Consider the following 23139-nt stretch of genomic DNA (forward strand, 5'->3'; position numbering starts at 1 on the left):
CGTCGGAGCTTTCACAGGTGTTCGGTGCCTCCTCCTATTCACCGAAATGAGTGTGTGGGTCATGCCCACAGTTCCGGCACCTTGTGGGATCCCCCCAGACGCCACCTGGTTCATACTCGCGGCAGTCACACCCTGGAGCGTGGCATTTGTTGTGCGGCAGCTCTGGTTCTACCAGCAAGATCGTGAGTAGTGTGTGCTCCGGATCGGTGTCGTTGCACTGCAACTGGTGAGTGATCACCGGTGGTCCGTGGGGGTATGCGATTGTCGGGAAGCCGATAACGCATTCCACCTCGAGGCTGCCCACAGCGCCCGGCTTCAACTCGGAGGGCCGATCGCGTAGCACATACGGAGAGTCCGGCATGCCGAGAGGCGCTCCGATGGGCTCATCGATCCACAGAGTGGCGGTACCCGAATTGATGACCGTAGCGGGTGGCAGATTGGGGTTGATGAATCCGCGTTCGCCTACCAGGTGGAGCCAAGGCACCGACGTCGCGTGCTCGGAATCGCCTGCGACCGCACTGACCGAAACCACGTTTTGGTCGGTGTTATCGATCGTCAGGGTCCAGTCGAGTCCGGTGCTGTTGGGTTGGATCTCGATGAGGTGCAGTCCGTTGTCCTCGGCGGTGACCGAAGCCTCCCCCGCTGGTTCCGGGTATCCTTCCTCGAACACGTCGACCCACTGCCCTTCGCCCAGTTCCACCGGTTCCCCCGATCCGGCCTGTAAGCGGAATGTGAGGACGTCGCCCCGGTCAGGGCGCATCGCGACCCGGACGAAATGGGATCCCTCTTCGGCTGAGACGGTGAAGGTGAACCGAGCCGAATGCTGGCTTGCCAACTGGTGTGGTGTGGTCCAGCCGGCCGGGTAGAACTCAGTCGACATGGCTGATGTTCCTTGTGTCGAGTTGGCCGCTGGGGCCGATGGCGATGATGTCGGCGTAGATCAGCCGCGCCGGCCCGTCTACGGGGGATCCGGAATCCGGTGGGGGCGGATAGCTTTCGGCTTCGGTGAGCACGATGCGACGGGGCCGTCCGCCGGCGTCGGGGACGTGGATGCCGAAGGTGTTGTTCAATTTGTCGCTCGCGGTGACCACGGTGATCCACCCTGGGCTGCCGATCACCTCCGAGGCGGCTTGCCCGGACGGCGGTTGCCCGGAATCGTCGTCGTAGACCTGCACTTCGGCGGTGACGACGCTGCGGTCGCGTGGCGCCACCGGGCCCACCCCGGTAAGCCGAAGCTTCAACTGCTGGTTTGCGGTGTCCGGCGTGATCTCCAGCTGCCGATCGGGCAGCAATTGAATCGGCTCGGTTCGCGTCACCTCCGAAAGCGCCAGTTTCCTCGTGTCCGTGGTGCGGGCCTGGTAGCGGGCCAATGCCAATCGGACGAACGGGCAGTACGCTCGGCCCGGGTAGGGCGACAGGTCCACGTCGGCGTACCAGCGCCGGGCCGCGCTGTCGGACTCCACCGGGTAGGCCGCACCGGGGTGGGCAGGGCTCTGGGCGCTGTCGGCGGTAAAAGTCACAGGCGCGGAGAGGTGTTGCGCCATCAATAACGTCGGGATGGCACTTCCCAGCCACACCGGGTCACGGCCGACGAAACTACAGTCGGGGGGCACCTCGACGCCCGTCGTAGAAAACGGGCTGATCAGGACCGCCAGCATCTCCTCGGCGCCGGTCACATACCACGGTGGTCGCAGGTATACCCGTATACGCCCACCGCGGCGCAGCCGACGCACCTTGCCGTCGGCCGTGACATCGGTCGACCAGTGGAAGGAAGGCACACAGTGCGAGACATCCGGCGCCGGAGGGCGCGCGGTGCTCGGCACATCCACCTTGAATGGTGCGACCACCCGGCACGCCGCGGCGGATGCGCCGGGGTAGCAGTCTTCGAAACGCGACACCGCGGTCACCGTGTAGGTGATTTTGCGGCGCCGGGTATCGGCGAACTCGTGCCTGATCACCGGTAAAGCCTTGTCCCGCAGTGTTTGCCCGACGGTGAAGCTACCCAGCGCGACGGTGCGAGTCGTGCCGCCGGGGCCTTGGCCGGGGGTCTGGTCGGGGTCCGTCCAGGCGGCGCTGATCTCCAGGCGCCCGGTACTCGGGATATGCACGTTGAGGCCCGAGGTAACCAGCACGGCGTCGGTGCCCGCCGTGGTGCGCCGTGCGTCCAAGTTCCCGGTCGGTGCGGCGAGCGGCTTCTGTACCGCGTGCACCACAGTGAGTTCGCGGGGCGGGGTCACCAACGCGTTCCCGTTGTCTGCGATGCCGCGCGCCACGTCGTCCTCGGCAAGCCCGGCGCTGATCCAGCTCGCGATGCCGAACTTGCCGACGTCGTCCGGGTTCATCGTCGAGAGAATGTTCAATGTGAGCTGCTCTGCGCGGCCCAGCTCCACTCTGACAACCCTGTGGTCCGCTGAGGTTGTTGCCTTGCAGCCGGATTCGACGGCCACGAGATCCAACCGAATGGCCGGCCGATCGGGCCACGAAGCCCACACCGGCCGGGTGGGGATGCCGTGAATGACAGGCAGCGGATCGCCGTCCGGATCCGGCGGACGGCGTTTCACCGCGATGACCACGCGCTGGGCGCCCGGATCGGGCAGCCATGGAGCGTTCATCGTGTCGCTGGGGACCACGACGTAACGAGCATCTCCGGTTCCCTCCAGACGAGCGCCCGGGATATCTGTCGCCGTCTTATCCGCGCGCGTGGCGATCGCGAAGAATTCGTCGATTTGCTGGTCGGTGGCCTGCGGACCCAGCGCCGCATCGAAGACGGAATGCTGCAGCGCCAATTCCAGCGACGCGGACGGGCAGACCAGGTGACGGCGTGCGGTGGTACGAGTGACGTCGACGACCATCCTGTCCAGCGCCTCTCCAGCGGCCAGGCCGGCACCGGGAAGGATCTCCGGCGGTGGGATGGGTTCGAATCGCTGGTGTGGGAATTCCAGTGACTGTACGTTGTCCGCGGGCAGCAGCTCGTTCGGCCCGAGACCTCCGCCGGCGAGGTCGGCGATGCGCACGCGCATGTGGTACCTGCGGCCGAACCGCAGTCGCGGCAGGCTGCCCGGCTCGACCTTGTCGCTGACTCGGAAGGGCGGATCAGCCGGCGTGGGCGGCATCGAGTCGCCGGTAGGTACCGCGCGGCCGGGCCGCTGCACGGCAGTGCTGTATCCGTCCCATCGCGCCACCAGTTCATGGACGTACAACGCGTCGTGTGGACCGCCACCGGTGGTCAGCGCGTCAGGGCGGATGTAGCCTTCCTCCAGTACCGCTGAGCCCAGGGGTTGCCCGCCGACGGTGTAGCTCACGCGCCGCTGACAGGTGGACAACCACGTGGCGGCGTCCTGGATGTCGATGCGGTACCCGCCCACCAGGTCTCCGGCCAGCAGGGGCTGCGCAAGCAGATCCGCCGATGTTGCCGCGCTGCGACTCATTCGTTCGCGCATGGCGCTCGCACGGCCCCGGTCGACCAGCGCCACACCTGCCGATCGCAGGGCCGGCAGATTTCCTGCCACAGCGCGGGCGTCGCGGCGATCGGCGCGGCCCGCACCGACCATGCGCAGCGCGGCACCGTCGATGTCGAACGCCAGTGATGCGAAGCGGGCTCCGGCCTCCTCGGCGAGTCCGGCGCTTCCGATCGCCAACACTCCGTTGGCGATCGGGCTGCCGGTGGGGTCGGGGACGAAGCGCGTACCGGTCACGACGTATGCGGTGGACGGTGAGAGGTCCGGCCGTGTGGGATCGTCCGCAAGGCCGGTATTCGTCCACCCCGGAGGTTCGGCGGTCGACCACATCGGGCGGACGCTGAGAACCTTCTGCCCGTTTAGCACGGTCGCGTCGATGCCGAAGTCCAGTAGCAGACCCAGCGCCCGCAGCAGAACTGGATGGTCAGCTAATTGCGCCACTGTGGTGTGGAATTCGCGCTGGTCGTCGACCGTGTCCAGGCGCGGCTCCAACGGCGTTACGTCGCGATCACGCTGGTAGAAGGCGAATGCCTGATCGAGCGCCGAGGACCGCACTCTCCCGCCGTCCTCGGTCTCGTCGGCGGCCAGGCTGCCCTGCCATTCCGCCGTCGCTTCGGCCAGCGCGCGGTTCAGCTGCTCTTCGCTGCCGGGCGCCGAATACCGGGCATAGGCTCTGCCCGTGGCGCGGTAGGCATTCCGAACTTCCGTCACCGCAGCCGCCGCCGGGAAAACACGGATCGGCCTCCCGGCATAGGACGCGGCCCGATACGGTCTCACGGTCATACTCGCGCCGAACACCGCGGTCCACGCCGACAGCTGTTGCTGGAGGGTGAAGCCGTGCGGAATGCGTTGCACCTTCCCGGGCTCCACCTCAGCACCGCCGCAGGTGAACGCAAAGCCGGTGTTGTCGAGCCACTTCGGCCATGTGTCCAGCCCGAAGCTTTTCAATGTCAACGGTGCGCCACTCGGCCCGGACAAGCGCGGGGTGAGCAGCACTGACACCACCCCCACCTGTCGGCCCAGGCGTGGAATGATGCGGCCCGCAGGAATTGCGGTCCAGACGAACTGTCGACTCAGTACGACGGCAGGCTCCATGTCATTCTCCTGCGAACGCCCGGCAGTATGTCCGCCAGGGATAGGAATTTCCCACCGGACCCAGCGTGGCCGCCACTGACGACGCCGGTGACGCAGCAATGGCGACTCGCTCCGGCGCCAGCATGTCGGGGCCCGCGAAGCTCTTGCGGCAGGTGAGTTCGAAGCTTGCCGACCACAGTGTCAGGTCGATGACGACAACGAGTTTGGCGGATCCTTCCAGCCTGTTCGGGGTGTAGGTGAGGCTGAGGGTGAGTTCCACGGCCACCCTGGCCAGCCCGAGCAGGTCGATGCTGCCGCCGATGCGCAGGTATCCGGTGATGCTGACGCGACCGTCGTAGACGAACACGATCCCACCGAAGACGTGGACTTCGGCTGCCACTATGGCGAAGTCCACCGCGACACTGGCGCCGAACTCGATGCCTCCTACCAACTTGGTCAATCCATCTGGTTGACCACCGGCAGCCACTGCCAGCTCGAGGTAACCGCCGCCCCCGAGACCCGACACCGTGACCAGGAACGGCCGCTGCCGGGTAGCGAACTTGAAATCGATGGTGAGCGGCTTGTTGACCAAAGACAGCGTGACACCGGCCTCGATCGCCAGATTCGTCAAGTTGAAGACCCCGACCGAGACGGCAGGCACGGCCGCCACATAGCGCACCGCGACCGCTGTCGGCAGAACCGAAACTTGTGGTCCAGCACCGGATTTCAACATGAACGATTGCAGCGTCCGAACGAAGCGCAAAGCGCCGTCGAGGCTGACTCTACGCACGTCGACGGTGACGGTGGGTCGTGCGGTCGGACCAGCCGACCGGCTTGTGAAGGCTACTTCGTTCAGCTCGATGACCACGACCTGTCGTGCGCGATCGGGAATGTTCAGCGAGAAGTCCGTCACACGGCCCTTGGTCTCATCCGGGCCCGCGTCAAGGCTCAACGTCGAGGTAGGGCCCGGTACGAACGGGTCGACCGGTTTGGCCGCCGCGCCGTACAGCTGTTGGGACCAGTGCAGCCGGGGCGCCCCGTTGCGCCAGCTGATGGCGGGTTGATCGGTGACCGCCTGGATCAGCTTGTTCAATTTGATGACACCGAACAGGGTGGCGTCGTCGCTGAACAACGCGGCAGGGCTCGGATAAGGTTTACCGGACGGAGGCTTGACAATCGGTCCGCGGTCGCGGGCGACGCCGTTCACGGCGGGCATGGTTGGTGTGGCCACCGCACCGGTCGCCGCGCCGGCATCGGCGAAGTCGATCTTCGGGGTGTCCACAAGGTCGAGCAGGACGGTCGCATTGGGGTCGCTCAATACCTGTGCGCTCAACGTCGCGCGGATTTCTCCCGGCGCCTTGGCGCCGATCAGCTTCTGCAGAGCCGGCAGTGCCACCTTCAGCTGGGAGACCTTCGGATGGGTGCCGTTGGGTGCCTGGCCGATGCCGAACTCGGCAGTGAGCACATGCTGAATGGAGTCGCTCACCGGCTCATGGCCGTTGGCGCCGGAAGTCACCAGCAGCGGAATGGCGCGGTCGATGCGCGCCGCCGGTCGTCCTGGCACGTTCGGGGGTCCTTGCTTGTACTCGTCGTCCAATTTCTGGACTCCTGCCGGAGTCCCGTCGGTCACGAACAGCAGCGGCAACGTGGCCTCGACGGTCTCCCGCCCTGCCCGCAGGATCAGTGCGAAGTAGATCGGGTCGCCGTATTGCTGCGGCCAGAACATCTGTTTGCCCTCCGGCGGGCCGTCGACTTCCCATGTCAGCTGGCCGGCGAAGCTCACCTGCTGGAATGGGAACGCCCGCTCGTGGCTACCGCCCGCACCGCCGCCGAAGTCGCGCACCGGCTCGGTGATGACCAACGTATGCTTCACCTGCAGCGCCGCGGGGTGACTGGTCTGATCACCGAGCATGTCGGGTCTGAAGACACGCTCGAATGTCTCGATATGCACGACACGGTGCCCGAATGGGAACAGTCGCCCGCTTTTGACGACGCGGACGTAGTAGTCGCGGCCCATCGCCGCGCGGTGGCTCCATTTGAGTTCCGGAGCGCCGCCGAACTCTGCGGTCAGCGAGAACCAGGCGCCCAGACTACTGAGGATCAGCCGGTTCGCAGTGACCGGCAGTTGGGCTGCCCTCTCCACGATCCTGTCCACCGTCTCGTTACCCGCATCCAACGGCGTTTTCTGAAAGGTGTTCTGGCGGTGCAGGGCCCGGAACGGGCGCAGGGACACCACCGGACCTCCGGCTCGATTGAGGATCTGGCAGTGCCACAACCCGGTAACACCGCCTGCGCTTTTCACCGGCAGCGGTGCCGGGGCGCACCTACCTCCCGAGGGCAGCGTCATCAGCAACCGCCACGGCAGTTCCAGCACCGAACCAGAGTCCGGTTGACCCTCTGGGGGCGAGAGTTCGCGGGCGGTCATCGTGTCGAGCACGCCTTGCACAGACAGGGGTACGACTGTGCCTGGAGCAATTTTGAACCGCAGCCGTGACGGGCCGGCTGAGCGCGCTTGACTGGCCTCGCTGGCCTCTTCGGCCATGTGCTGCGGAGGGAAATCGACATCCAGACGGGCGTTTTCCTCTGCGATCAGCTCCGGCGCGCCGTGCCCGTTCACGCCGCGTCGGAAACCACTGTCTTCCACGCGGACATGCAGCAGGTCGTCGGGCCGCAGCAGCGTGTACCCGGCGAGTGGGCCTGCCCAGGTATCCACCAGCTGCCACGGCGACCAGGCACGCGAATCATGCAGATCCCCGAGCGCGGAATCGTAGCGGCGATGCACCAGACCCGCCGGGGCCCACAAGGCGAAGATGTCGGTGCGTGTACTACTGGTGGCCGCGGCGGCGAGGATGTCGTACCGATCGCCGTCGGAGGTGATGATGCCGCCCATGTCCCGCCACAGAGCGGTCGCAACCGTTCGAACCCACAGGCGCTGGTCTCGGCCTGGGGCCAGCATCAGTTGATTCGCCGACGCCGCGAAGGTGTCCGAGAACGGGCGATCCAACAGGGGAGGAGCGTCCAGATCCGACGGCGTCCCCCAAGACCCCGTGTACCGCCTACGACGGTAACGACTTCCGGGCGGATTGGCCGGATTCGTCACATACAGCTCGAATCCGCCCGAAATGGGTATCGTGCGCAGCCGCCGCGACGGTCCACCTTGCATCCGGATACGCGAATTGTTCTCGAGTCGCCAATGCACGACCTCCGCACCGACGGTGTAGATGATGTGAAGGTCGTCGGGATCCGTCGCTGCCGTCGCGAATCCGGACGTAACGTTGTTGTCTGGGAGAGTCCGGGATGTCCAGTTCGGGGTCCAGGCGCCGCCGGCGAATCGCCGGTGGTACACCTTCGCCCCGGAACGGGCGAACAGCTCGATGCGATCCGTGCCCGAGGAAGTGACGCTGAGCCAGTCGGCTCCGGGTGCCGCCGTGCCCGGCATCGGCGGCCGACCGAGCTGCACCCAACTACTCCAGATCGGTTGAGAGGTAGCTGCCTCGACACGCCCAGGGCGGTACCAGATCACGCCCTGCTCGTCGCCTACAAACAAGTCGACCGTACCCGGCTTGCGGCAGCAGGCGGCCAGTGCATCGATCGCGTGTTTCATCATGAGGCCCCACTGCTCCTAAATTGCAGCCCTACCGGCTACTAATCAGCAACAGTATGAGTCCGCTGATGCACGAGGCATCGAGAAGTCGCCTACTCGAATTCGCGATTGCCTACCGAACCCCACCTCGTTCGTCGACGACCGGCGCGGCTCGGCCGCACTACAACGGCTCGACGTCGACGTACGTATCATCCACCGCGGTGGCGGGGCTCTGCTGCCGGGCTGCGGTCGCAATCTTGGTGCTTGCGCAGTCACCGCTCGCCAGCACACGGATCCGCACATCGAGCAAGAAGCCGAGACGGCCAGTCAGTGAAGTGCCGAAATTTCACCTGAGTATCAGACTACTCATTTTGTCAGTAAGCAACGTTCTGGCAAATAGGGTAGCAAGCAGGCTGGCACCCGCGCTGGGCGCAGAGGAAGATGATAGTCGACGCGGATCATGGTCCGGCTATCCATGTGGACGCACCACTGGCGGAGAGACTGCGATGTCTGATATCTCGATCGGAGAGGGCACCCTCAGGATGCATGGCGCTTCGCCAGATGGTCGAAAAGGTGCTGGCCGATGTCCAGCACTGTGAAATCACGGTCCGCATGCTGGGCAGCGGATCCCTGTGGAAAAGGAGCACTGCGATGAGCGACGTTTACGCACCTGAAGAAAGCAAGCATTCTTCCGTGCAAGACGCGGTTGAAGAGAAGAAGCGCACAGTGGCACTGAGGCTCGCCAAGACTTGGCACGTATTGGGACCCTATAACGACTTGGGCCCTCTGGTTACTCTTGCAAACAGTGATCCGATCTCGCAAGCGGGAGAATTCGTAACCGCCGCACAGAATGGCAAGTTCTGGGGGTTGTTGTTCTACTGACCGACGATCGGAGTCGCTGCTGCCCGGTAGCCATCCGTTGCAGCGACGCGCGGTCGCAGGGCCAGGCGCGTTCGGCTGCAACACAGAGCGCTCCGAGTGACCGCGATGGTGCTTCATCCATGGCCGAACCGGCAGCAGCGGCCATTCCGACGCCTACAGCCATAGGCAATAGCGTGCGCCGCGGAGTGGTATCGAATCGCTACGAGCACCGCGCTTGCCGAACGCCGAGTCCGGCCAGGGACTTCGACCGGTGCCGATGGGGCAACCTCGGTGGAACCAGCCGATTCGGCATCCGAGGACGTAGGTGCCCGGAGAGCGGATCCGGTGCGGGGAGTGGTCAGGGTGACCGCCATGGCGGCTGCGATGGCCGCGGCGGCGAGGGCGGCGGTGGCGGGCCAACCGAACCAGCCGACGGCGGCTGCGCCGGACGCGGCGCCGAAGCTGCCGCCGATGAAGTAGACGATCATGTAGGCGCTGTTGAAGCGCGCTGGGGCGCCCGGGTCGATGGCGAGGACCGTGCTCTGGTTGGCTACCTGGGCCGCGAATAGTCCGGCGTCGAAAAGACCGAGGCAAACGAGGGTTACGACGGTATTCGACAGAAAAGCGCCCAGCGCTGCCGAGGCGGCGATGGCGAGCACGAGCCCGATAACGATCACTCGCCGCGCGCCGATGCGATCGGTCCACGCCCCCGAGATGCGAGTGGCGGCGACACCGAGCAGTCCGGCGAAGGCGTACAGGCCGATCCGTTCGGGTGAGTACGAGAACGGCGGCTGGGACAGCGCGACCGGGAGTCCGGCCCAGATCGTGCAGAAGGCGAAGAACCAGAGGGCACCGCGACCGGCCGCCAGGCGCAGCGTCGGATATCGGCCGTGTAACCCGGGAAGTCCGCGCACCGTCGCCAGATAACCCCCGGTCGCATTGCCCGCTACGGCGGGCAGCGTGAACCAGGCGGTGACCGCGACAACCGCGCATGCCACTGCGAACGCGAAAAGCGTTCCGCGCCAGCTGATCGCATCCGTCATCCACCCGCCGACGATCCGGCCCGCGAGGATCCCCGCCGAAATGCCCGCCGTCACGACTCCCAGAACCGAGGCCCGCCGCCGTGGTTGCGCGAGACGTCCGGCGATCGAGCTCAATTGCGCACCGACCGATGATCCCGCTCCGATCAGGCCGACTACCAAGCCGAGCAGCCAGGCCGAACCGACCATCGCGCCCGCCGCCAGAGCGATGGCAAGGGTACCGAACTGTGCCGACAACACCCTCCGCGGCGGGAACCGGTCGACCAGCGGTACCAGTAGCGCCAGTCCCACCAGATAGCCGAGCGACCCGCACGCCAGGGCCGTGCCGACCACCGTGAGTGAGGCGTGCAGCGAACCGGCGACTTCCGCGATGGCCGGTTGCAGCGGATAGATTGTGGCGGTGCCGAGCGCGGCCGCCAGCGCCATGAACCAAACGACGGGTGTCCGCAGCGCGGCGCCCTGTGCGTCTGGCGTCGGATCAGTTTCCATCGCACCGACGCTAGGAGCACCGCGCCCAAGAGTCCGGCGGGAAAACGACGCGATCGTCGCCGTCGTCGGGGGCATCCATGGTGCGGGCAAGCGCGAAAATTTGATCTCGCACCGTGTCGAGTGGGACCGCTCCGAGTGCTGGAGCGCGGCGCACGATCGTAGCTCTGGGTGCCGACGATCGCATGCGGCGCAGCGACCTCGATGGCGCGGCGCTGATTCCTACGCCGGGTGGCGCTGGTCGCGTCGGCGCACCGTGCGCAATCCGCAGGCTTGGCCTACGCTCGCGCCTTCGAGCAGGTACTGCAGCCCGATCACCACGAACCCGAACAACCATCGTGCGACCGTCTGCCATAAACGTGGACGCCGGCCGTCCTTCCATCGCACTACCCGCATTCCGAACAGCAGTTTCGCGAAACTGCCACGCAGCAGCAGTGTGCCGAGTACGTGGTTGGCGAACGACACCGCGAGCACGCACGGAACGAACGCGCCCAGGAATTCCGCGACACCGTCGAAAGCGTGAAAGACGCGTTGCGACAAGGCGAATCCGATGACCAGCGCTATCAAGGCGTCGGTCGTCGCGGCCAGGGCGAGGCGGTTCTCCCCCGCCTCGTCCGGAACAGCGGCCCGCGGCGCAGGCGCCTGGTCGCGGGATCGGCTTCGGTCAGGACCGGGGCGTGTTGCGTTCACGCGACGTATTGTGGCCCAGCTCGCCGACTGTCCCCAGTAGTGCGATGCCGCCCCTCCACAACGGGACTTCGTTGCGGTCCGTCGCATAAGCCGCCGATGTGGATCCCACCCTGGTGAATTACTACTTCACCAACAAGTCGGGACTGCTGAAGGCGGCGCTGGAGCCGCCGGAAGCCTTCGGTGCCGACATCCCCTCGGAGCAGGTCGTCCGCCTGATCGCGCCGACTCTGCAGCACTACCTCACCGGCGCCCTGGGCGAGGATCTCCCGGCGAACGCCTGATCGGCGGCGGCTCCAATCACGGCACCTCGCCGACCGCTCACCCCGCCAACTCCAGGACCTGGGCGCCCCCGCGGCCGTCATCGAGGCCTGCGCCAGCGACTTCCGGGCGCCGCGCGGTTACGCCCATGTCATCGCCGACCTGCGCGGCACGGTGGGCTCCGGCGGCGTCTACACCTATGCGGGAAGCGTTGCAGCCCATGCCTTGTCAGCGACTGTGGCGATGAACGACCGTCTCCGTAGATCGGCAACACAACGGCAGGTGATCTACCGGCGCGGCCTCTTACGGACGCCGAGGGGATTGTTCTTGGCATCGGAAAGGAGAGTTCCGCTTGGCGCGAACAAGCTCCTCGAGCACCCGGGGGGAGCACGCCGTTCTCCGGTACAGTGCATTCATGTTCTCTTCATATGACCGAGGACCGAGGCGCCCGTGACCAGCCTGGGCGAGAATCCGGCATGGAAGCAGCGCGCCGTCGAGCGCTCGCTACGCACCGCAAAGCTGCGCGCCGAGGAGCGTGTGCAGCGGTTCCTGGACGCCGCCCAGGCGATCATCACCGAGAAGGGCAGTACGGACTTCACGGTGCAGGAGGTCGTGGACCGCTCACGACAATCGCTGCGCAGCTTCTACTTGCAGTTCGACGGCAAGCACGAGCTGCTGCTCGCCCTTTTCGAGGACGCCCTGAGCCGCACGTCCGAACAGCTGCGCGCCGCCGCCGACGGGCGGACCGACCCGCTGGACAAGCTCCAGGTGGCCGTCGAGCTGCTGTTCGAGCTGTGCCGGCCGGACCCTTCCGCGCAGCGGCCGTTGTTCACCGATTTCACATCGCAGCTGCTGATCTCGCATCCCGACGATGTGAGGGTCGCGCACGCGCCGATGCTGGCACTGTTTACCGAGCTCATGGACGCGGCCGGGGAGGCAGGCCAACTGCGCCCCGAGGTCGACTCGCGCCGGACGGCGGCCATGGTCATCCAGACCGTCATGTGCACCGCGCAGTCCGCGGGAGCGTTCGACGAGGAGCCGCAGCATCCGATCACCGGGTCCGAAGTATGGAATTTCTGCGCACGTGGTTTCGCCCGCAGCTGACAGCGACAACGGCGCATTGCGCTTCCCGCCGTAGTAACCGGCGTCGCGGCGAGCGAACCCGACCGGCCGCCCGCCTCGCGCCATCGCTGCCCGGTTCGTCCGGCCCGGACGCGACACGTGACGACCCACTGCGCCGGGGATCGATTCCGCTGGTTCTACACTGACCCCGCTCGGTGAATGACGTTTAAGCTGGAATCGGACGGCTTATGCCCTGGCAATAGGGAGCGGATGAACATCGCCAAAGCGCCTCAGCCGGAATACCGGCAGGCCTGCTTCGCCGATCTCGACGACATCGCGGCCATCGAGGCCGAGGTGTTCGCCGAGCCGTACCTGTATCTGATGCTGCGCCAGCTGTTCGACCTGCACGGATCCGAATGGCTGGTCGCGGAGCTGGGCGGGACGGTGATCGGGTACGCGCTCACCTTGGAGAAGAAGGGCCGGGCACTGCTGTTCACCTTCGCGGTGGCCAAGCGGTACCAGGGCGGAGGATATGGGCGCGGCCTGCTGAGCCGCACGTTGCAGACCTGCCGGGAGGTGGGAGCCGAAGTGGTGTACCTGACCGTGCGGCCGGACAATCAGCACGCGAGCAACCTGTTCAAACGAGCGGGATTCGAATTCGTCGAGCACGACGACAGGTACTTCGGCCCTGGGGAGCCGCGGGACGTTTTCGAATACCGGCTGAGGAGCCGCCCGCTAGACTCGTGACATGGGGGAGCTCTCACCCTTCGTCGCATCCGTCTCGACCCGGATCACCAGGCGCGCAGACGAATACACCGCCGAGATCGATCGGGGCGGCCGTTCCGAGCAAGAAGAACTCGAGCAGTTCACCGCCCATGTCGAGGCCATCCTGGCCGACTACGACCCACCCAGTACCCGGCGGCACTCCGACTCCCTGGTCTTCCGGCACCTCTACACCGCCGCACGGCAACCGGCGCCCGACGAAGCGGGCTGGCGGGTGCCGAGCGCGATCCCGGCGGCACTGCTGGCGGCCGAGATCGAATTCCGTGGTCCGCTGCGGCTGAGCAGCAGGCAGAACACCATGCTGGCCGAGGAATACGAGCAGTTGGGCGCGCAGCTCTGGGCGGCGGGGTTGCCCGCGCACGCGGCGCTGGCCTACCGGAGAGGCGCCGCGCTGTATCGGATGAACGAGGACGACGAGGCTCAGGACCGCTGCGGTCTGCGCTTGGCCCGTGCCCGCACTCTCGCGCTGCCGTCCGGCCCGCGGCGCTGGACGGGACAACTGTCCTACGTGCTGTGCGGCCACGGTTACCGGCCGTCGTGGCTGCTCGGCTGGGTGGGCGTGCAGTTGCTGCTGTTCACGACCGCCGCTTTGATCTGGAGCGGCGATCCCTCCCCGGCCGCCACCGTCTACACCTGCGTGACCGCCTTCATCAATCCGCTGGGGCCCGGTGACACCGAGAGTCTGCGCCCGGCCGCCCGGCCGCTGTTCGCGGCGGAAGCGTGGATGGGCACCGTGTCGATGTCGGTGTTCTTCGCGCTGCTGGTGCGCAAATGGTTCCGGATGTAGCCTCGGCCGCTACCACTCGGTGTCGAAAGCTTTGTGCTGCAACGCGTGCAGGGTCGCGACCGCGATGCGATCCCGCAGCCGTGCGACCAGGGCGCTCCACTGGCGGGACAACCCGGGATCGACCTGCAGATCCCGCCACAACGCGCGCATCGATGCCGGAGTGTGGGCTCCCGGCATCCACAGCCCGGTGAGGTCTTCCAGCACCGGAGCCAGCAGGTCGGTGCGTTCCCGGCTGTGCGACGGGAAGCGGTCGGCCTCGGCCAGCGCGTCGGCGACCACGGTCAGCAACCAATCGTGCGCGGCCAAGTCCTCGCAGAACCGTTGCGCCGCATCCAGATCCGCTTCGTCGCGGACGATCATCCGGACCGTGCGGAGAGCGGCGTCGTCGAGGTACAGCGCGGCGGCGGGACCGGCGCTTCCCCCGATCCGCGCGGTCCAGCGCAGCCGGGTGGTCCCGGCTCGCACCGGCGGCTTCTGGTCCAGCCTGGTGTCGGCGCGCAGTCGAGCCAGCAGGCGTTCACTGATGGAGGCCAGGTCCAGCGTGTCGTCGCCGACCGGCCCGGTGAGATACCCCTCGGCCAAAGCCTCGGCGGCGGTGGCCCTTTCGGGAATGCGGCTGATCACCTCCGTCACGCCCTTCCGGCTGAGGTAGTGCGACCAGGTCTGTCTGCGCCGACTGCCCGCACGGATCACCTGAGTACGCGCGGTGGACTGCAGCACGCGTCCACCGCAGAGGACGGCACTGGTCGCCACCGTGCCGACGATGTGCGCGGTCCGCTCGCCCAACGACAGGTCGCAGTCGACGCCCACCGCGGTGGTCGGCGACACCGCCAGCGTGCCCGGCCGCTCCCGCCACCGCACCGTGCAGCCGGGCATCAGCGCCAGCAAATCGCAGGCCTCCGCGCCGGTCAGCGCGGTCGCCGACGGCAGCAGGCAGGTGCGCACCTCACCGAGGACGGCCAGAGGCGTGGTCGCGGCCATATCAGGTCCCGTCGAGCAGCAGGTGGGAGAGCCGTTCGCTGACCTGGCGCGGCACCGGCACCGGCGGAACCTCCTCGGCGCCGCGGCCGATGATCTGCTCGAGCACGTCGTCGTCGAGATCGAGGTGGTCGAGCACCAGCCGCACGGCGTGCTCGATACCGATGTATCGCTTGGGCAGCATCGACAGGGTCTTGTAGGCGGCGAAGGGCGCCGCGGCCGGGTTGAGCTGCACCACCGGCGGGATGTCGTGCCAGCGGCGCGGCGTGCGGTCTTCGCGGTGCCATGGTTGCGGATCCACCACGGCCTCACCGTGATAGCGCAGCATGCCGAGTCGCAGCAGATGCCAGACGGCGGCCAGGAAGGGGCACGACCACCTCGTCACGGTCACCCCGTCGACGACGTGCTTGCTCCACAATTCCACGTCGAGAAAGATCGAGTGCTCCCGGCGGCCGAACTCCTCCGGCGGCTGATAACTGCGCTGGCGCATGGCTTGGCCGCGTTCGTCCTCCGACGACCGGCGGCCGTTGCACAACCACCCCGATTCCGCGGTCGGCGGCCTGCGGCCGGTGCTCGGCGGCGCGGGCTCGGCGACGATGCGCGCGGCCACCAGCTCCGCCACCGGGATCGGCTCACCGAACGCCACACCGTCGACGAACCTGGCGGCGCGCCAGCAACCGGACTCGCGCGCCAGATAGTCGATGACCAGCCCGGACTCCTCCGCGGCGGCCAGCAGTTTGGCGAGGATGGCGGAGGGGTCGGTGTCGGGCTGGAAGTAGTCGTCGATCAGGTAGCAGGTGCTCACCCTGGCGTTCGGACCGTACTGCACCTTGGCCGACTCGACGAAGGCCGCGACCAGCGGGACGATGCGGCGGAACTCCGCGCCGACCCGCTCGATATCGGAGGTGATGTCGTTGGGATAGAAATGCCCGACCTCGATCGACAAGTGCGACAACGGGATGGAAGCGATTCGGGGCTCCTCGGTCGCCTCGCTGTAGCCCTGTGTATCCCGCATCTACAGCCTCTCCCACGTGGCGATGTCGATCAGCCGGCGAGCCAGTTCGGCATAGGCCAGGGCGGTGCCCTCGTTGGCGATCTGTGCGTTGACGTCGGCGTCGAGGATGAGCTGCTCGCGCCGCTGCAACACCGGCTCGATCGGGGTCGAGCCCAGGACCGCCGTGGTGCCGAGCCGTTTGGCGGTCGCCAGCCGCCGCAACGCGGTGTCCTGTTCTTGCAGCCACGCCGCCTGCGCCGGGCGCTGGGCGACTCCGTCCCAGTTGGCGTCGGGCACCGCGGTACGCACGTAACGCACCGAGCCGAGCAACTCCTCCGGGTCGTGTCCGCATTCGGCGCCGGCCTTCAGCAATCCGTGCGAGCCGTACACCAGGCCGGCGGCGGCCAGGATGTGCTGGCGAGTCCAGCGGTGGAAGATCAGCCAGCGCGCGGTGCGCTCGCGCAACTGCGGCAGGGCGGTGGCCTGCAGCGCGATCTGCAGCGCCGCGGAGCGTCCCGCGCTGAGATCCACGATCACGACGCGGAATTCCTGATCCAGCGCCACCAGCAGTTCGGCGCACCGCTGCACCACCGCGTCGTCGTCGGTGAGGAACTCGGCGCCGCCCTCGTCTCCGGGCAGCAGCACCAGCCGGCCCGAATTCGGGCCGATGCGCCGCAGTTCCGGCCGATCGGTGGCCGCGCCCACGTCGACGCGGGCCACGGTTCCGCTCTCTCCGAGCAGGTAGGAATGCACGCCGCCGCGCGGCACGCCGCGTTCGGTCGAGCTGATCTCGAACAGCGCACCGGCGGTGGGCGAGCCGAGGTCGAAGTCGGCGTAGGCGACGTTGAGACCGGAGCGGCACAGCCGGTAGGCGATGTTGCAACTGGTCACCGACCGCCCGGTGCCGCCCTTGTCGGAGGTGGAGAACACCAGCACCATGCCGCCCCTACCGTGTCGCGTCCCGGCGGGCGTACGCCAGTTCGTCGAGCTGGACCAACGCCTGTGTGGCCAGGCTGTACGCGGTGCCGGGGCGATCGCGCAGCACGCGCCGGGCCCGGTCCAGCGATTGCCGGATCCGGTTCACCGCGGCCTGTTTCGGCGACAGATCCTGGCCTTCGACCTCCAGTTCCTCCTGATTGAGCAGATGCTCGGCCTCGCTGAGCAGATCCACCGCGCGGGCGACCATCGCCTGGGGCGCCAGCGGGGGTTGCTCGAACGTGCTGTACGCGATGACCAGGCACTCCATCACGCGCTCGGTGACAAACCAGGACGGCCCTTCCGGCAAATCGTCCGCCGTGCCGACCACCCGGCCGATGTCGTCCCACAGCCCCACCACCGGCCCGTCTCGCAGCACGCGCTGGTCGAGGTGGTCCATCGCGGCTTCGGCCAGCGCCATCAGCTGGTCACGGGTGTCCACGTCGGTGCGCAGGCGTGCGGCTTGCAGGCAGCGTTTGAGCAGCAGAGTCGCGAAATCCGGGACGTACCAGACCAGTTGCACTCCTTCGGCGACCTCCTCGCTGCCCGTCAAGCCCAGCCGCACGCCCGGATAGTGCAGCGGCGCGGCCGGATCATCGACGGTGAACCGGCTGGTGATGCGCCCGCGGCGGCCGAGCTGGTCGAGCACGGCAACCGTGCGCGCCAGATCCTCGGTGCTGTCCCGGTAGACCAGGTCCTGGATGAGCATCGCGGTGATCACGAGACTGAAGTACTCCGATTCCTCGCCGTCCGCGGTGCGCCACGGGATGTCCTCCAGCGGCCAGCGGCCACTGCCGAAGCGGGCGACCCTCGACCAGTAGTTGCGCGTCAGCTCCAAACGCAGTTGCAGCGCGTCGGCGAGGACGCGCTGCTCGTCGGTGAGCAGATCGAGTTCCCGGATACGCTGCGAGGACAGGTCGAGGATGCCGTCCAGGGCGACGGCGGTGAAGTACAGGTAGGGACGGGATTCGGCGTGCCCGGCCACGCTGCTGGTTCTCCCGGGCACCAGGTCGATGGGTTCGGCGCTGCGCACGATGCCCCAGCTCCATCCGCATTCGAACAGCCGTCCGTCGTCGGCGATATCGATCTCGGTGGTCTGGCTGAGCCTGACCTCGTTGGCCGCCTGCACCCGCAGGCGTTCCAGCTGCGTGGACAGCCGTTCGATGATCTCGTCCGGCGACGTACGGGTCTGGTTGAGCATGTAGACGATCGACTGCCCGAACTCGGTGTGCGGCTCCGGGGTGTGGATGACGAAACTGCGGACCAAGCCCGCCATGGCGGCGGTGAGCCGCGCGCTGATCTGCTCGATCACCACCGGAATCCGCTCGCGCAGTTGCCGGGCCTCCCGGCGGACCTCGCCGCTGACGAATCGCAGGAATCCGCGCAGGAACCGCAGCGCCGCGATGCACAGGCTCAGCGACATCGAGTAGGAGTCGACCACCTCCACCGCCGATTGCGCCGCGCTGAGCGGGCTGCCGTCGCCGCAGCGGAGATAGGAGCCGCTGGCGAAGATCGGTTCGCCGTCGGGTCCGGTGTAGCGGCGCAGGTAGTCCTCCACCAGATCGACCAGCACACCGCCGATGCGGGTCTCCTCGCCGAACGGGGCGAGCGCGGCCTTGACGTCGGAACTCATGTCGTTCGGTTGGTCCAGCGCGAACGCTTCGATCTCGGTCGCCGGATACAGCAAGCACAGCAGTTGTTCGGCGTCACTGATGGAATTGGCGCCGTCGCGTCCGCCCCAGACCCACTTTCCGTCCGGGTAGGAACAGGCGAGCACCGCTCGCCACAGCTCGAGCAGCTGCTGCCTCGGCCGAATCCTCATGTGCTGTCGGACCTCGCCCCCGCGTTCGACCGGCTGCGCCGGACGTCGTTACTTAGAGTGTGCCCCGGGAAGGATCACTTAGCCAAGCACCGTTTACGACGCGGCGTTTGCTACGAGATATCCGGCCGCGCAGGCGCTTCCGCAATTCGAAGACGAGGTGCCGCCTCGGCGGTGACTGCGATGCGGCGCACGGAACTGCGGCGGGGCCGACCGTATTCGCGAAGCGTCGCTCAGGATGCTCTGTGCGCGGCTACAGAACTGTTCACGCGTCGGCCTGAGCGAACCGAAGATCCGCGCACTCGAGCCGGTGGCGTCGTCGGAGCAATTCGGGCAGTCACGCGGCCGCCGGCGAAATCCGAGCGCACCCCGAAATGACGTGCGCTCGGACTCGGAGGGCGACGGCTGCGTCAGTCCTGCCGCGAGAAGCGCCGCGAGGCGAACTCTGCCACATGATCGGAGGACAGAGAGCCGAACGCGGCAGGCGCCCGATCGTCTCTCCCGTGCTCGGCCCCGCCGTGTCCAGCTGTGGTCAATCGGCACTGACCGTCGGCGCACGACCGCTGCAGGCGGCCCCGCGAGACGGTCTGCATCAGTCCGATCAGCCAGCAGGTCGGGCATCCGCGCAAGGCGAGGAATCCGACCGGTGCGAGCAGCAAGCTGAACGCCCCGACGACCGGCATCAACGCGATGGCGCCGATCAGCGCGCCGAATCCGATGACGCCGCGGGCCAGGTGCCGTGGCACCGAGGCGCTGGCGAAACTTCGCTCGTCAGTCATGTACCTCGCTCCTTTCCGGAGTCGGCTGCGGTGTATTCCGCAGCTCGTGCTGGACCGCCGCTCGGGCGCGGTGCAGACGTGATTTCATCGCCGCGACGCTCGAGCCGAGCATGTGCGCGACCATCCGGCCGCTGTATCCCTGGACGTCGCGCATGATCAGCACCTGCCGCTGGTCGGCGGGCAGGGCGGCGATCACCGCCGCCACCCGGCGCGCTTCGAGCCGCCGCACGGCCTCCTCCTCGGCGGACGCCACGGCGGAATCCGGGATCGGTTGGAAGTTCCGGGTCACCATGCGCCACTGCCGCAGGCACTCGTTGCGGACGATGCGGAACATCCACGACGCCAGCGCGCCGGAGGCCCGCAACGTCCCGATCTTGCGGTAGAGGATGATCAGCGCCTCCTGCGCGGCGTCCTCCGCGTCTTCGGCGGACGCGCACAGGGTGTGGGCGAACCGGCGAACATGCGGGTAGGAACCCGACACCAGTGCGGTGATGGCCGCGACGTCGCCCTCTCGGGCGGCGGTGACCAATTGCTCGTCAGGCCAGACGCGGTCAGTCACGGGAACGGCTCCAGCGGCGGAACAGGGTGACGCTACACCAGCCGACCAGCAGAACGGCGACGGCGATGGCGGCAACGATCACGACAACCTCCTCGATCCGTGCCGGCCCGGTTGCCGGCACAACTATGAGAGGACCGGACGTCGTCAAAGGATTCACACCGAATCTCAGCACACCGCGCCGGGCTCGAAGCAGCGCTCCCCGAACCGGTCCTCGGCTCGGCACTCCCCCGGCGCGAAATATTCGGATGTTCCCTTCGATTCTCCGGTTGTAGCGTCGAGCGATGGTCGATATCGCCGAACGGCGACAAGTGCTCGGCGCGGTGTCGCGCGCGGCTCGGGCTCGGCCTCGGTCGGCGATGGCCGTCGGTGCGCTCGGCGTCGCCACATCAGGGATCTTCATCGGCTTGTCCGGCGCCTCGCCGGCCACCGCCACGTTGTTCCGATGTCTGCTCGCGCTGCCGTTGCTGTGGCCGCTCGCCCGCGCGGAACGTGCCACAGAAGGGGCGCTGCCCTGGCGGCGCGGTGCGATCGCGGCGGTCGCCGGGGTACTGTTCGCCGCCGACGCGCTGCTGTGGACGCAAGCGATCGCCGAGGTCGGCGCCGGGTTGACCGCGGTGCTGGTGAACGCGCAGGTCGTCATCGTTCCCGTGCTGGCCTTACTCATCGACCGCGAGCCGGTCCCGCGCGCGTTCCTCGTCGTGCTGCCGTTCATGGCGGCGGGCATTCTGCTCACCGGTGGCCTCTTCGAGACCGGAGCCACCGGCAGCGCCCCAGCCTGGGGCACGGCCCACGCCCTCCTCGCCGCCTTGTGCTATTCGGCGTTCCTCTTCCTCCTGCGGCGCGGTGGGCACGGCGGACAGGTGGCGCAGTCCTACCGGGTCGTGCTCGCCTCCGCGGCCGTCGTCGGGGCAGTGTGGCCGGGCGTCACCTACACGCCTGGCTGGGGGCCGCTGGGTTGGCTGGCCCTGACCGCGGTGTGCGGGCAGATCGGTGGCTGGCTCTTGATCGCCCTGGCCACCTCGCAGCTGAGCAGCACGGCGAGCGCGGCCATGCTGCTGCTGACCCCCGTCGGCGCGATCGGCCTGGCCGCTGTCGTCCTCGGCGAACACCCCACGATGCCGCAGCTGCTCGGCTGCGCCCTGATCCTCGCCTGCGCCTACGCGGCATCCACATCCGGCTCCGCGCGGCGCCGGATCGTCGTCACCGTCCGGAAACGGCTGAGCGTCCTTCGGGGCCACGCCATGTGAAAGCCCGCTTATTCGTCCGCCTTTCACGGCCGACGGCCGCGCTGGTGACCGGCCGCGATCACAGTGCCCTTGCCCCTTCGGGCGAGCCCGCGACCGGCTCGTCACGGGCGCGGGCTCGGCATGCAACATCAGGTTCCCTGCGGTCACGGTCGCGCTGCGGCCGGGCGGACGCGTGCAGCCGGTTCAGGAGGTGAACCCGCCGTCATTCGACAGCTGTCGAATGACGGCTCCGCTGGGCGTGGGCAGAACGATATTCAGTCGATGGTGCAGCCGGAGACAGGCTTTCCGGCGAGGCGATCCAGCAGATAGGTGATCGCGTTGTCGGGACCGAATCCGTCGATCATCTCGGGTCCGAAATGGTTCGGAACGGTGGCGCCCGGCAGGATCGGCGGCAGGTCGTTGGTGCGGAAGGTGACCGTAGCGCCCTTCGCGCACCAATCCTCGGCGAGCCGGCGCGCCTGGCCGTAGGGGACGGTGTCGTCGTTCAGGCCACTGGTGATCAGCACCGGCGTCACCGGAGTGCGGTTGCCGACGCGCATCTCGGCCAGAACGGGAGCGGCTTCGGGAATCGCGGCCAGATGCTCGGTCAGCGAACGGCCGTCGTTGGTCATCGCGCCGGTCCTCATGAAGGCGTGCCGGGTGATGATGTCGCCGATGCATTCGTCGCTGAGCGTCTCCAGCATCGCGCGCCCAGCGGGGCTGGTCACCCGGTCGACGGCCTTCTGCAGTTCGGGATAGCGGGCGAGCAGACCGTTGATCGCGAATCCGATGGCGCCACTGATGAGCGAGCCGTCGATGCGCTCGAGGATCGCGGCCAGGTCCGCGACCGGCCCGCCGGCCCAGGTCCCTTTCAGGGCGAGTTCGGGCGCGTACTCCGGTTGCAGCTCCGCCGCGGCCGCGGTGGCCCCGCCGCCTTGGGAATAACCCCACAACACCAGCGGTGTCTCGGGACCGACTCCAGCGAGGTTGTTGGCCGCGCGGGCGCCGTCGAGGACGGCATGCGCCGACTCGATCCGGTTGGCGTAGGTGTGGATTCCCGGTGTGCCCAGACCGATGTAATCGGTCACCAGCACCCGTGCGCCCAGACCGCTCCACACCACCGAGGCGGGCAGTTCCTGATTGGCCGACAGGCCCGGCGAGGGGTCGGTGAACACCGTGACCCCAGTGGAGAAGGCCACCGACATCGCGCAGCGGTCGCCCTGGCCGGAGGTGCCCGGGCCGATGACCACCGTCGGGCGCGGCCCCGGCCCCTGCCAGGGACCGGTGGCGTCGATGAAAGTTCCGGACACCGCGACCGGCGACCCGTCCTGCAGCCGCGAGGTGTACATGACGTGCTGCGCCTTGCCCGGCCATCCCTTGTCCGTGGGCAGCGTCGCGAACAGCGCCATCGGCGCGGTCTTGATGATCGCGCCCGGTTCCGGCGGGATCTGCGCGGGCGGGACGTAGAAATCGCCCACCGGGGCGGCCGCGGCCTCGCGCGTGTCCATCCCCACCCCGGTCACCACGGCGACGCACACCGCGGCCACCGCCACCGCCACCGGAGCGGCCCAGCGCCGCAACGCCGCCCGAGAACGCCCATGCTGTCGATACATCGATCAACTCTCCGTGAATTCCACCCGGCACCGTCGCCGGAGTGACCTCAGCCGCGATAGCCGCTGGACATGAGACATGTCACAACCGCAGGCCCACCGTAGAGTAACACGATT

Annotated in this window: 18 protein-coding genes and 1 pseudogene; 7 read left to right on the top strand and 12 right to left on the bottom strand. The window is 67.5% G+C overall.

The genetic code is table 11. The annotated features are described in order from the left end of the window. Nucleotides 1–34: 34 nt before the first annotated feature. The 3 genes from QMG86_RS17220 to QMG86_RS17230 all read right to left on the bottom strand — a co-directional run bounded on the left by QMG86_RS17220 (nt 35) and on the right by QMG86_RS17230 (nt 8139). Nucleotides 35–880 carry a hypothetical protein gene (locus tag QMG86_RS17220; protein WP_281873294.1) on the bottom strand — a complete coding sequence of 282 codons (846 nt, stop codon included), beginning with the start codon at nt 878–880 and terminating at the stop codon, nt 35–37. After that, nucleotides 870–4460: a hypothetical protein gene (locus QMG86_RS17225; RefSeq protein WP_281873296.1), complete on the bottom strand. Its 3591-nt coding sequence runs from the start codon at nt 4458–4460 to the stop codon at nt 870–872. The genes QMG86_RS17220 and QMG86_RS17225 overlap by 11 nt, the downstream gene beginning before the upstream one ends. A gap of 94 nt (nt 4461–4554) precedes the next feature. Continuing rightward, nucleotides 4555–8139 (bottom strand): PLL family lectin, encoded by a 3585-nt coding sequence (locus QMG86_RS17230; RefSeq protein WP_281873297.1) that lies wholly within the window; start codon nt 8137–8139, stop codon nt 4555–4557. Between the two features lie 522 nt (nt 8140–8661). On the opposite strand from QMG86_RS17230, the gene QMG86_RS17235 reads away from it, so the two are divergent. Further along, entirely contained in the window at nt 8662–8997 is a 336-nt protein-coding gene (locus QMG86_RS17235; RefSeq protein ID WP_281873298.1) for a hypothetical protein, read from the top strand. Between the two features lie 113 nt (nt 8998–9110). Here QMG86_RS17235 and QMG86_RS17240 read toward each other — a convergent pair whose 3' ends face one another. Then, entirely contained in the window at nt 9111–10505 is a 1395-nt protein-coding gene (locus QMG86_RS17240) for an MFS transporter (RefSeq protein ID WP_281873299.1), read from the bottom strand. Between the two features lie 219 nt (nt 10506–10724). Next, nucleotides 10725–11192 carry an RDD family protein gene (locus QMG86_RS17245; protein WP_281873301.1) on the bottom strand — a complete coding sequence of 156 codons (468 nt, stop codon included), beginning with the start codon at nt 11190–11192 and terminating at the stop codon, nt 10725–10727. Nucleotides 11193–11290: 98 nt separating this feature from the next. Between QMG86_RS17245 and QMG86_RS17250 the strand changes: the two genes are divergently transcribed. From QMG86_RS17250 to QMG86_RS17270, 5 genes and pseudogenes are all read left to right on the top strand, one after another. Beyond that, nucleotides 11291–11473: a hypothetical protein gene (locus tag QMG86_RS17250; protein WP_281873303.1), complete on the top strand. Its 183-nt coding sequence runs from the start codon at nt 11291–11293 to the stop codon at nt 11471–11473. Nucleotides 11474–11513: 40 nt separating this feature from the next. Continuing rightward, nucleotides 11514–11651 (top strand): annotated as a pseudogene (locus QMG86_RS17255) (hypothetical protein); the annotation flags it as partial. Nucleotides 11652–11900: 249 nt separating this feature from the next. After that, complete coding sequence (locus tag QMG86_RS17260; RefSeq protein ID WP_281873304.1) at nt 11901–12554, top strand: TetR/AcrR family transcriptional regulator; 654 nt, start codon at nt 11901–11903, stop codon at nt 12552–12554. Nucleotides 12555–12782: 228 nt separating this feature from the next. Continuing rightward, entirely contained in the window at nt 12783–13259 is a 477-nt protein-coding gene (locus tag QMG86_RS17265) for a GNAT family N-acetyltransferase (protein ID WP_281873305.1), read from the top strand. A gap of 1 nt (nt 13260) precedes the next feature. Beyond that, nucleotides 13261–14082, top strand: coding sequence for a hypothetical protein (locus QMG86_RS17270; RefSeq protein ID WP_281873306.1), 822 nt, complete (start codon nt 13261–13263; stop codon nt 14080–14082). A gap of 9 nt (nt 14083–14091) precedes the next feature. Here QMG86_RS17270 and QMG86_RS17275 read toward each other — a convergent pair whose 3' ends face one another. The 6 genes from QMG86_RS17275 to QMG86_RS17300 form a co-directional block, all read right to left on the bottom strand. Further along, a complete protein-coding gene (locus QMG86_RS17275; RefSeq protein WP_281873307.1) occupies nt 14092–15063 on the bottom strand; it encodes an SCO2521 family protein in 972 nt (323 codons plus the stop codon). Nucleotide 15064: 1 nt separating this feature from the next. Continuing rightward, nucleotides 15065–16075, bottom strand: coding sequence for an SCO2522 family protein (locus tag QMG86_RS17280; RefSeq protein ID WP_281873308.1), 1011 nt, complete (start codon nt 16073–16075; stop codon nt 15065–15067). After that, nucleotides 16076–16993: an SCO2523 family variant P-loop protein gene (locus tag QMG86_RS17285; protein WP_281873309.1), complete on the bottom strand. Its 918-nt coding sequence runs from the start codon at nt 16991–16993 to the stop codon at nt 16076–16078. Nucleotides 16994–17000: 7 nt separating this feature from the next. Then, nucleotides 17001–18851 carry an SCO2524 family protein gene (locus QMG86_RS17290; protein WP_281873310.1) on the bottom strand — a complete coding sequence of 617 codons (1851 nt, stop codon included), beginning with the start codon at nt 18849–18851 and terminating at the stop codon, nt 17001–17003. Nucleotides 18852–19258: 407 nt separating this feature from the next. Next, nucleotides 19259–19627: a hypothetical protein gene (locus QMG86_RS17295; protein WP_281873311.1), complete on the bottom strand. Its 369-nt coding sequence runs from the start codon at nt 19625–19627 to the stop codon at nt 19259–19261. Continuing rightward, nucleotides 19620–20186: an RNA polymerase sigma factor gene (locus tag QMG86_RS17300; protein ID WP_281873312.1), complete on the bottom strand. Its 567-nt coding sequence runs from the start codon at nt 20184–20186 to the stop codon at nt 19620–19622. Before QMG86_RS17300 ends, QMG86_RS17295 begins: the two co-directional genes overlap by 8 nt. Nucleotides 20187–20467: 281 nt before the next feature. Here QMG86_RS17300 and QMG86_RS17305 point away from each other — a divergent pair, with 281 nt between their 5' ends. Next, on the top strand, nt 20468–21433 hold the full coding sequence (locus QMG86_RS17305) for a DMT family transporter (RefSeq protein WP_281873313.1): 966 nt from the start codon (nt 20468–20470) through the stop codon (nt 21431–21433). Between the two features lie 254 nt (nt 21434–21687). Here QMG86_RS17305 and QMG86_RS17310 read toward each other — a convergent pair whose 3' ends face one another. Next, nucleotides 21688–23025, bottom strand: a complete 1338-nt coding sequence (locus tag QMG86_RS17310) for a lipase family protein (protein WP_281873314.1) — start codon at nt 23023–23025, stop codon at nt 21688–21690. Between the last annotated feature and the right edge of the window lie 114 nt (nt 23026–23139).

Origin of the sequence: Nocardia sputorum, assembly GCF_027924405.1 — a bacterium.
GTDB lineage: Bacteria > Actinomycetota > Actinomycetes > Mycobacteriales > Mycobacteriaceae > Nocardia > Nocardia sputorum.

Excerpts from the sequence above, each read along its gene's own strand:
- QMG86_RS17220 (WP_281873294.1), bottom strand. The coding sequence starts at position 880 with ATGTCGACTGAGTTCTACCCGGCCGGCTGGACCACACCACACCAGTTG.
- QMG86_RS17230 (WP_281873297.1), bottom strand. The coding sequence starts at position 8,139 with ATGATGAAACACGCGATCGATGCACTGGCCGCCTGCTGCCGCAAGCCG.
- QMG86_RS17235 (WP_281873298.1), top strand. The coding sequence starts at position 8,662 with ATGGCGCTTCGCCAGATGGTCGAAAAGGTGCTGGCCGATGTCCAGCAC.
- QMG86_RS17240 (WP_281873299.1), bottom strand. The coding sequence starts at position 10,505 with ATGGAAACTGATCCGACGCCAGACGCACAGGGCGCCGCGCTGCGGACA.
- QMG86_RS17265 (WP_281873305.1), top strand. The coding sequence starts at position 12,783 with ATGAACATCGCCAAAGCGCCTCAGCCGGAATACCGGCAGGCCTGCTTC.
- QMG86_RS17270 (WP_281873306.1), top strand. The coding sequence starts at position 13,261 with ATGGGGGAGCTCTCACCCTTCGTCGCATCCGTCTCGACCCGGATCACC.
- QMG86_RS17275 (WP_281873307.1), bottom strand. The coding sequence starts at position 15,063 with ATGGCCGCGACCACGCCTCTGGCCGTCCTCGGTGAGGTGCGCACCTGC.
- QMG86_RS17280 (WP_281873308.1), bottom strand. The coding sequence starts at position 16,075 with ATGCGGGATACACAGGGCTACAGCGAGGCGACCGAGGAGCCCCGAATC.
- QMG86_RS17285 (WP_281873309.1), bottom strand. The coding sequence starts at position 16,993 with ATGGTGCTGGTGTTCTCCACCTCCGACAAGGGCGGCACCGGGCGGTCG.
- QMG86_RS17290 (WP_281873310.1), bottom strand. The coding sequence starts at position 18,851 with ATGAGGATTCGGCCGAGGCAGCAGCTGCTCGAGCTGTGGCGAGCGGTG.
- QMG86_RS17295 (WP_281873311.1), bottom strand. The coding sequence starts at position 19,627 with ATGACTGACGAGCGAAGTTTCGCCAGCGCCTCGGTGCCACGGCACCTG.
- QMG86_RS17305 (WP_281873313.1), top strand. The coding sequence starts at position 20,468 with ATGGTCGATATCGCCGAACGGCGACAAGTGCTCGGCGCGGTGTCGCGC.
- QMG86_RS17310 (WP_281873314.1), bottom strand. The coding sequence starts at position 23,025 with ATGTATCGACAGCATGGGCGTTCTCGGGCGGCGTTGCGGCGCTGGGCC.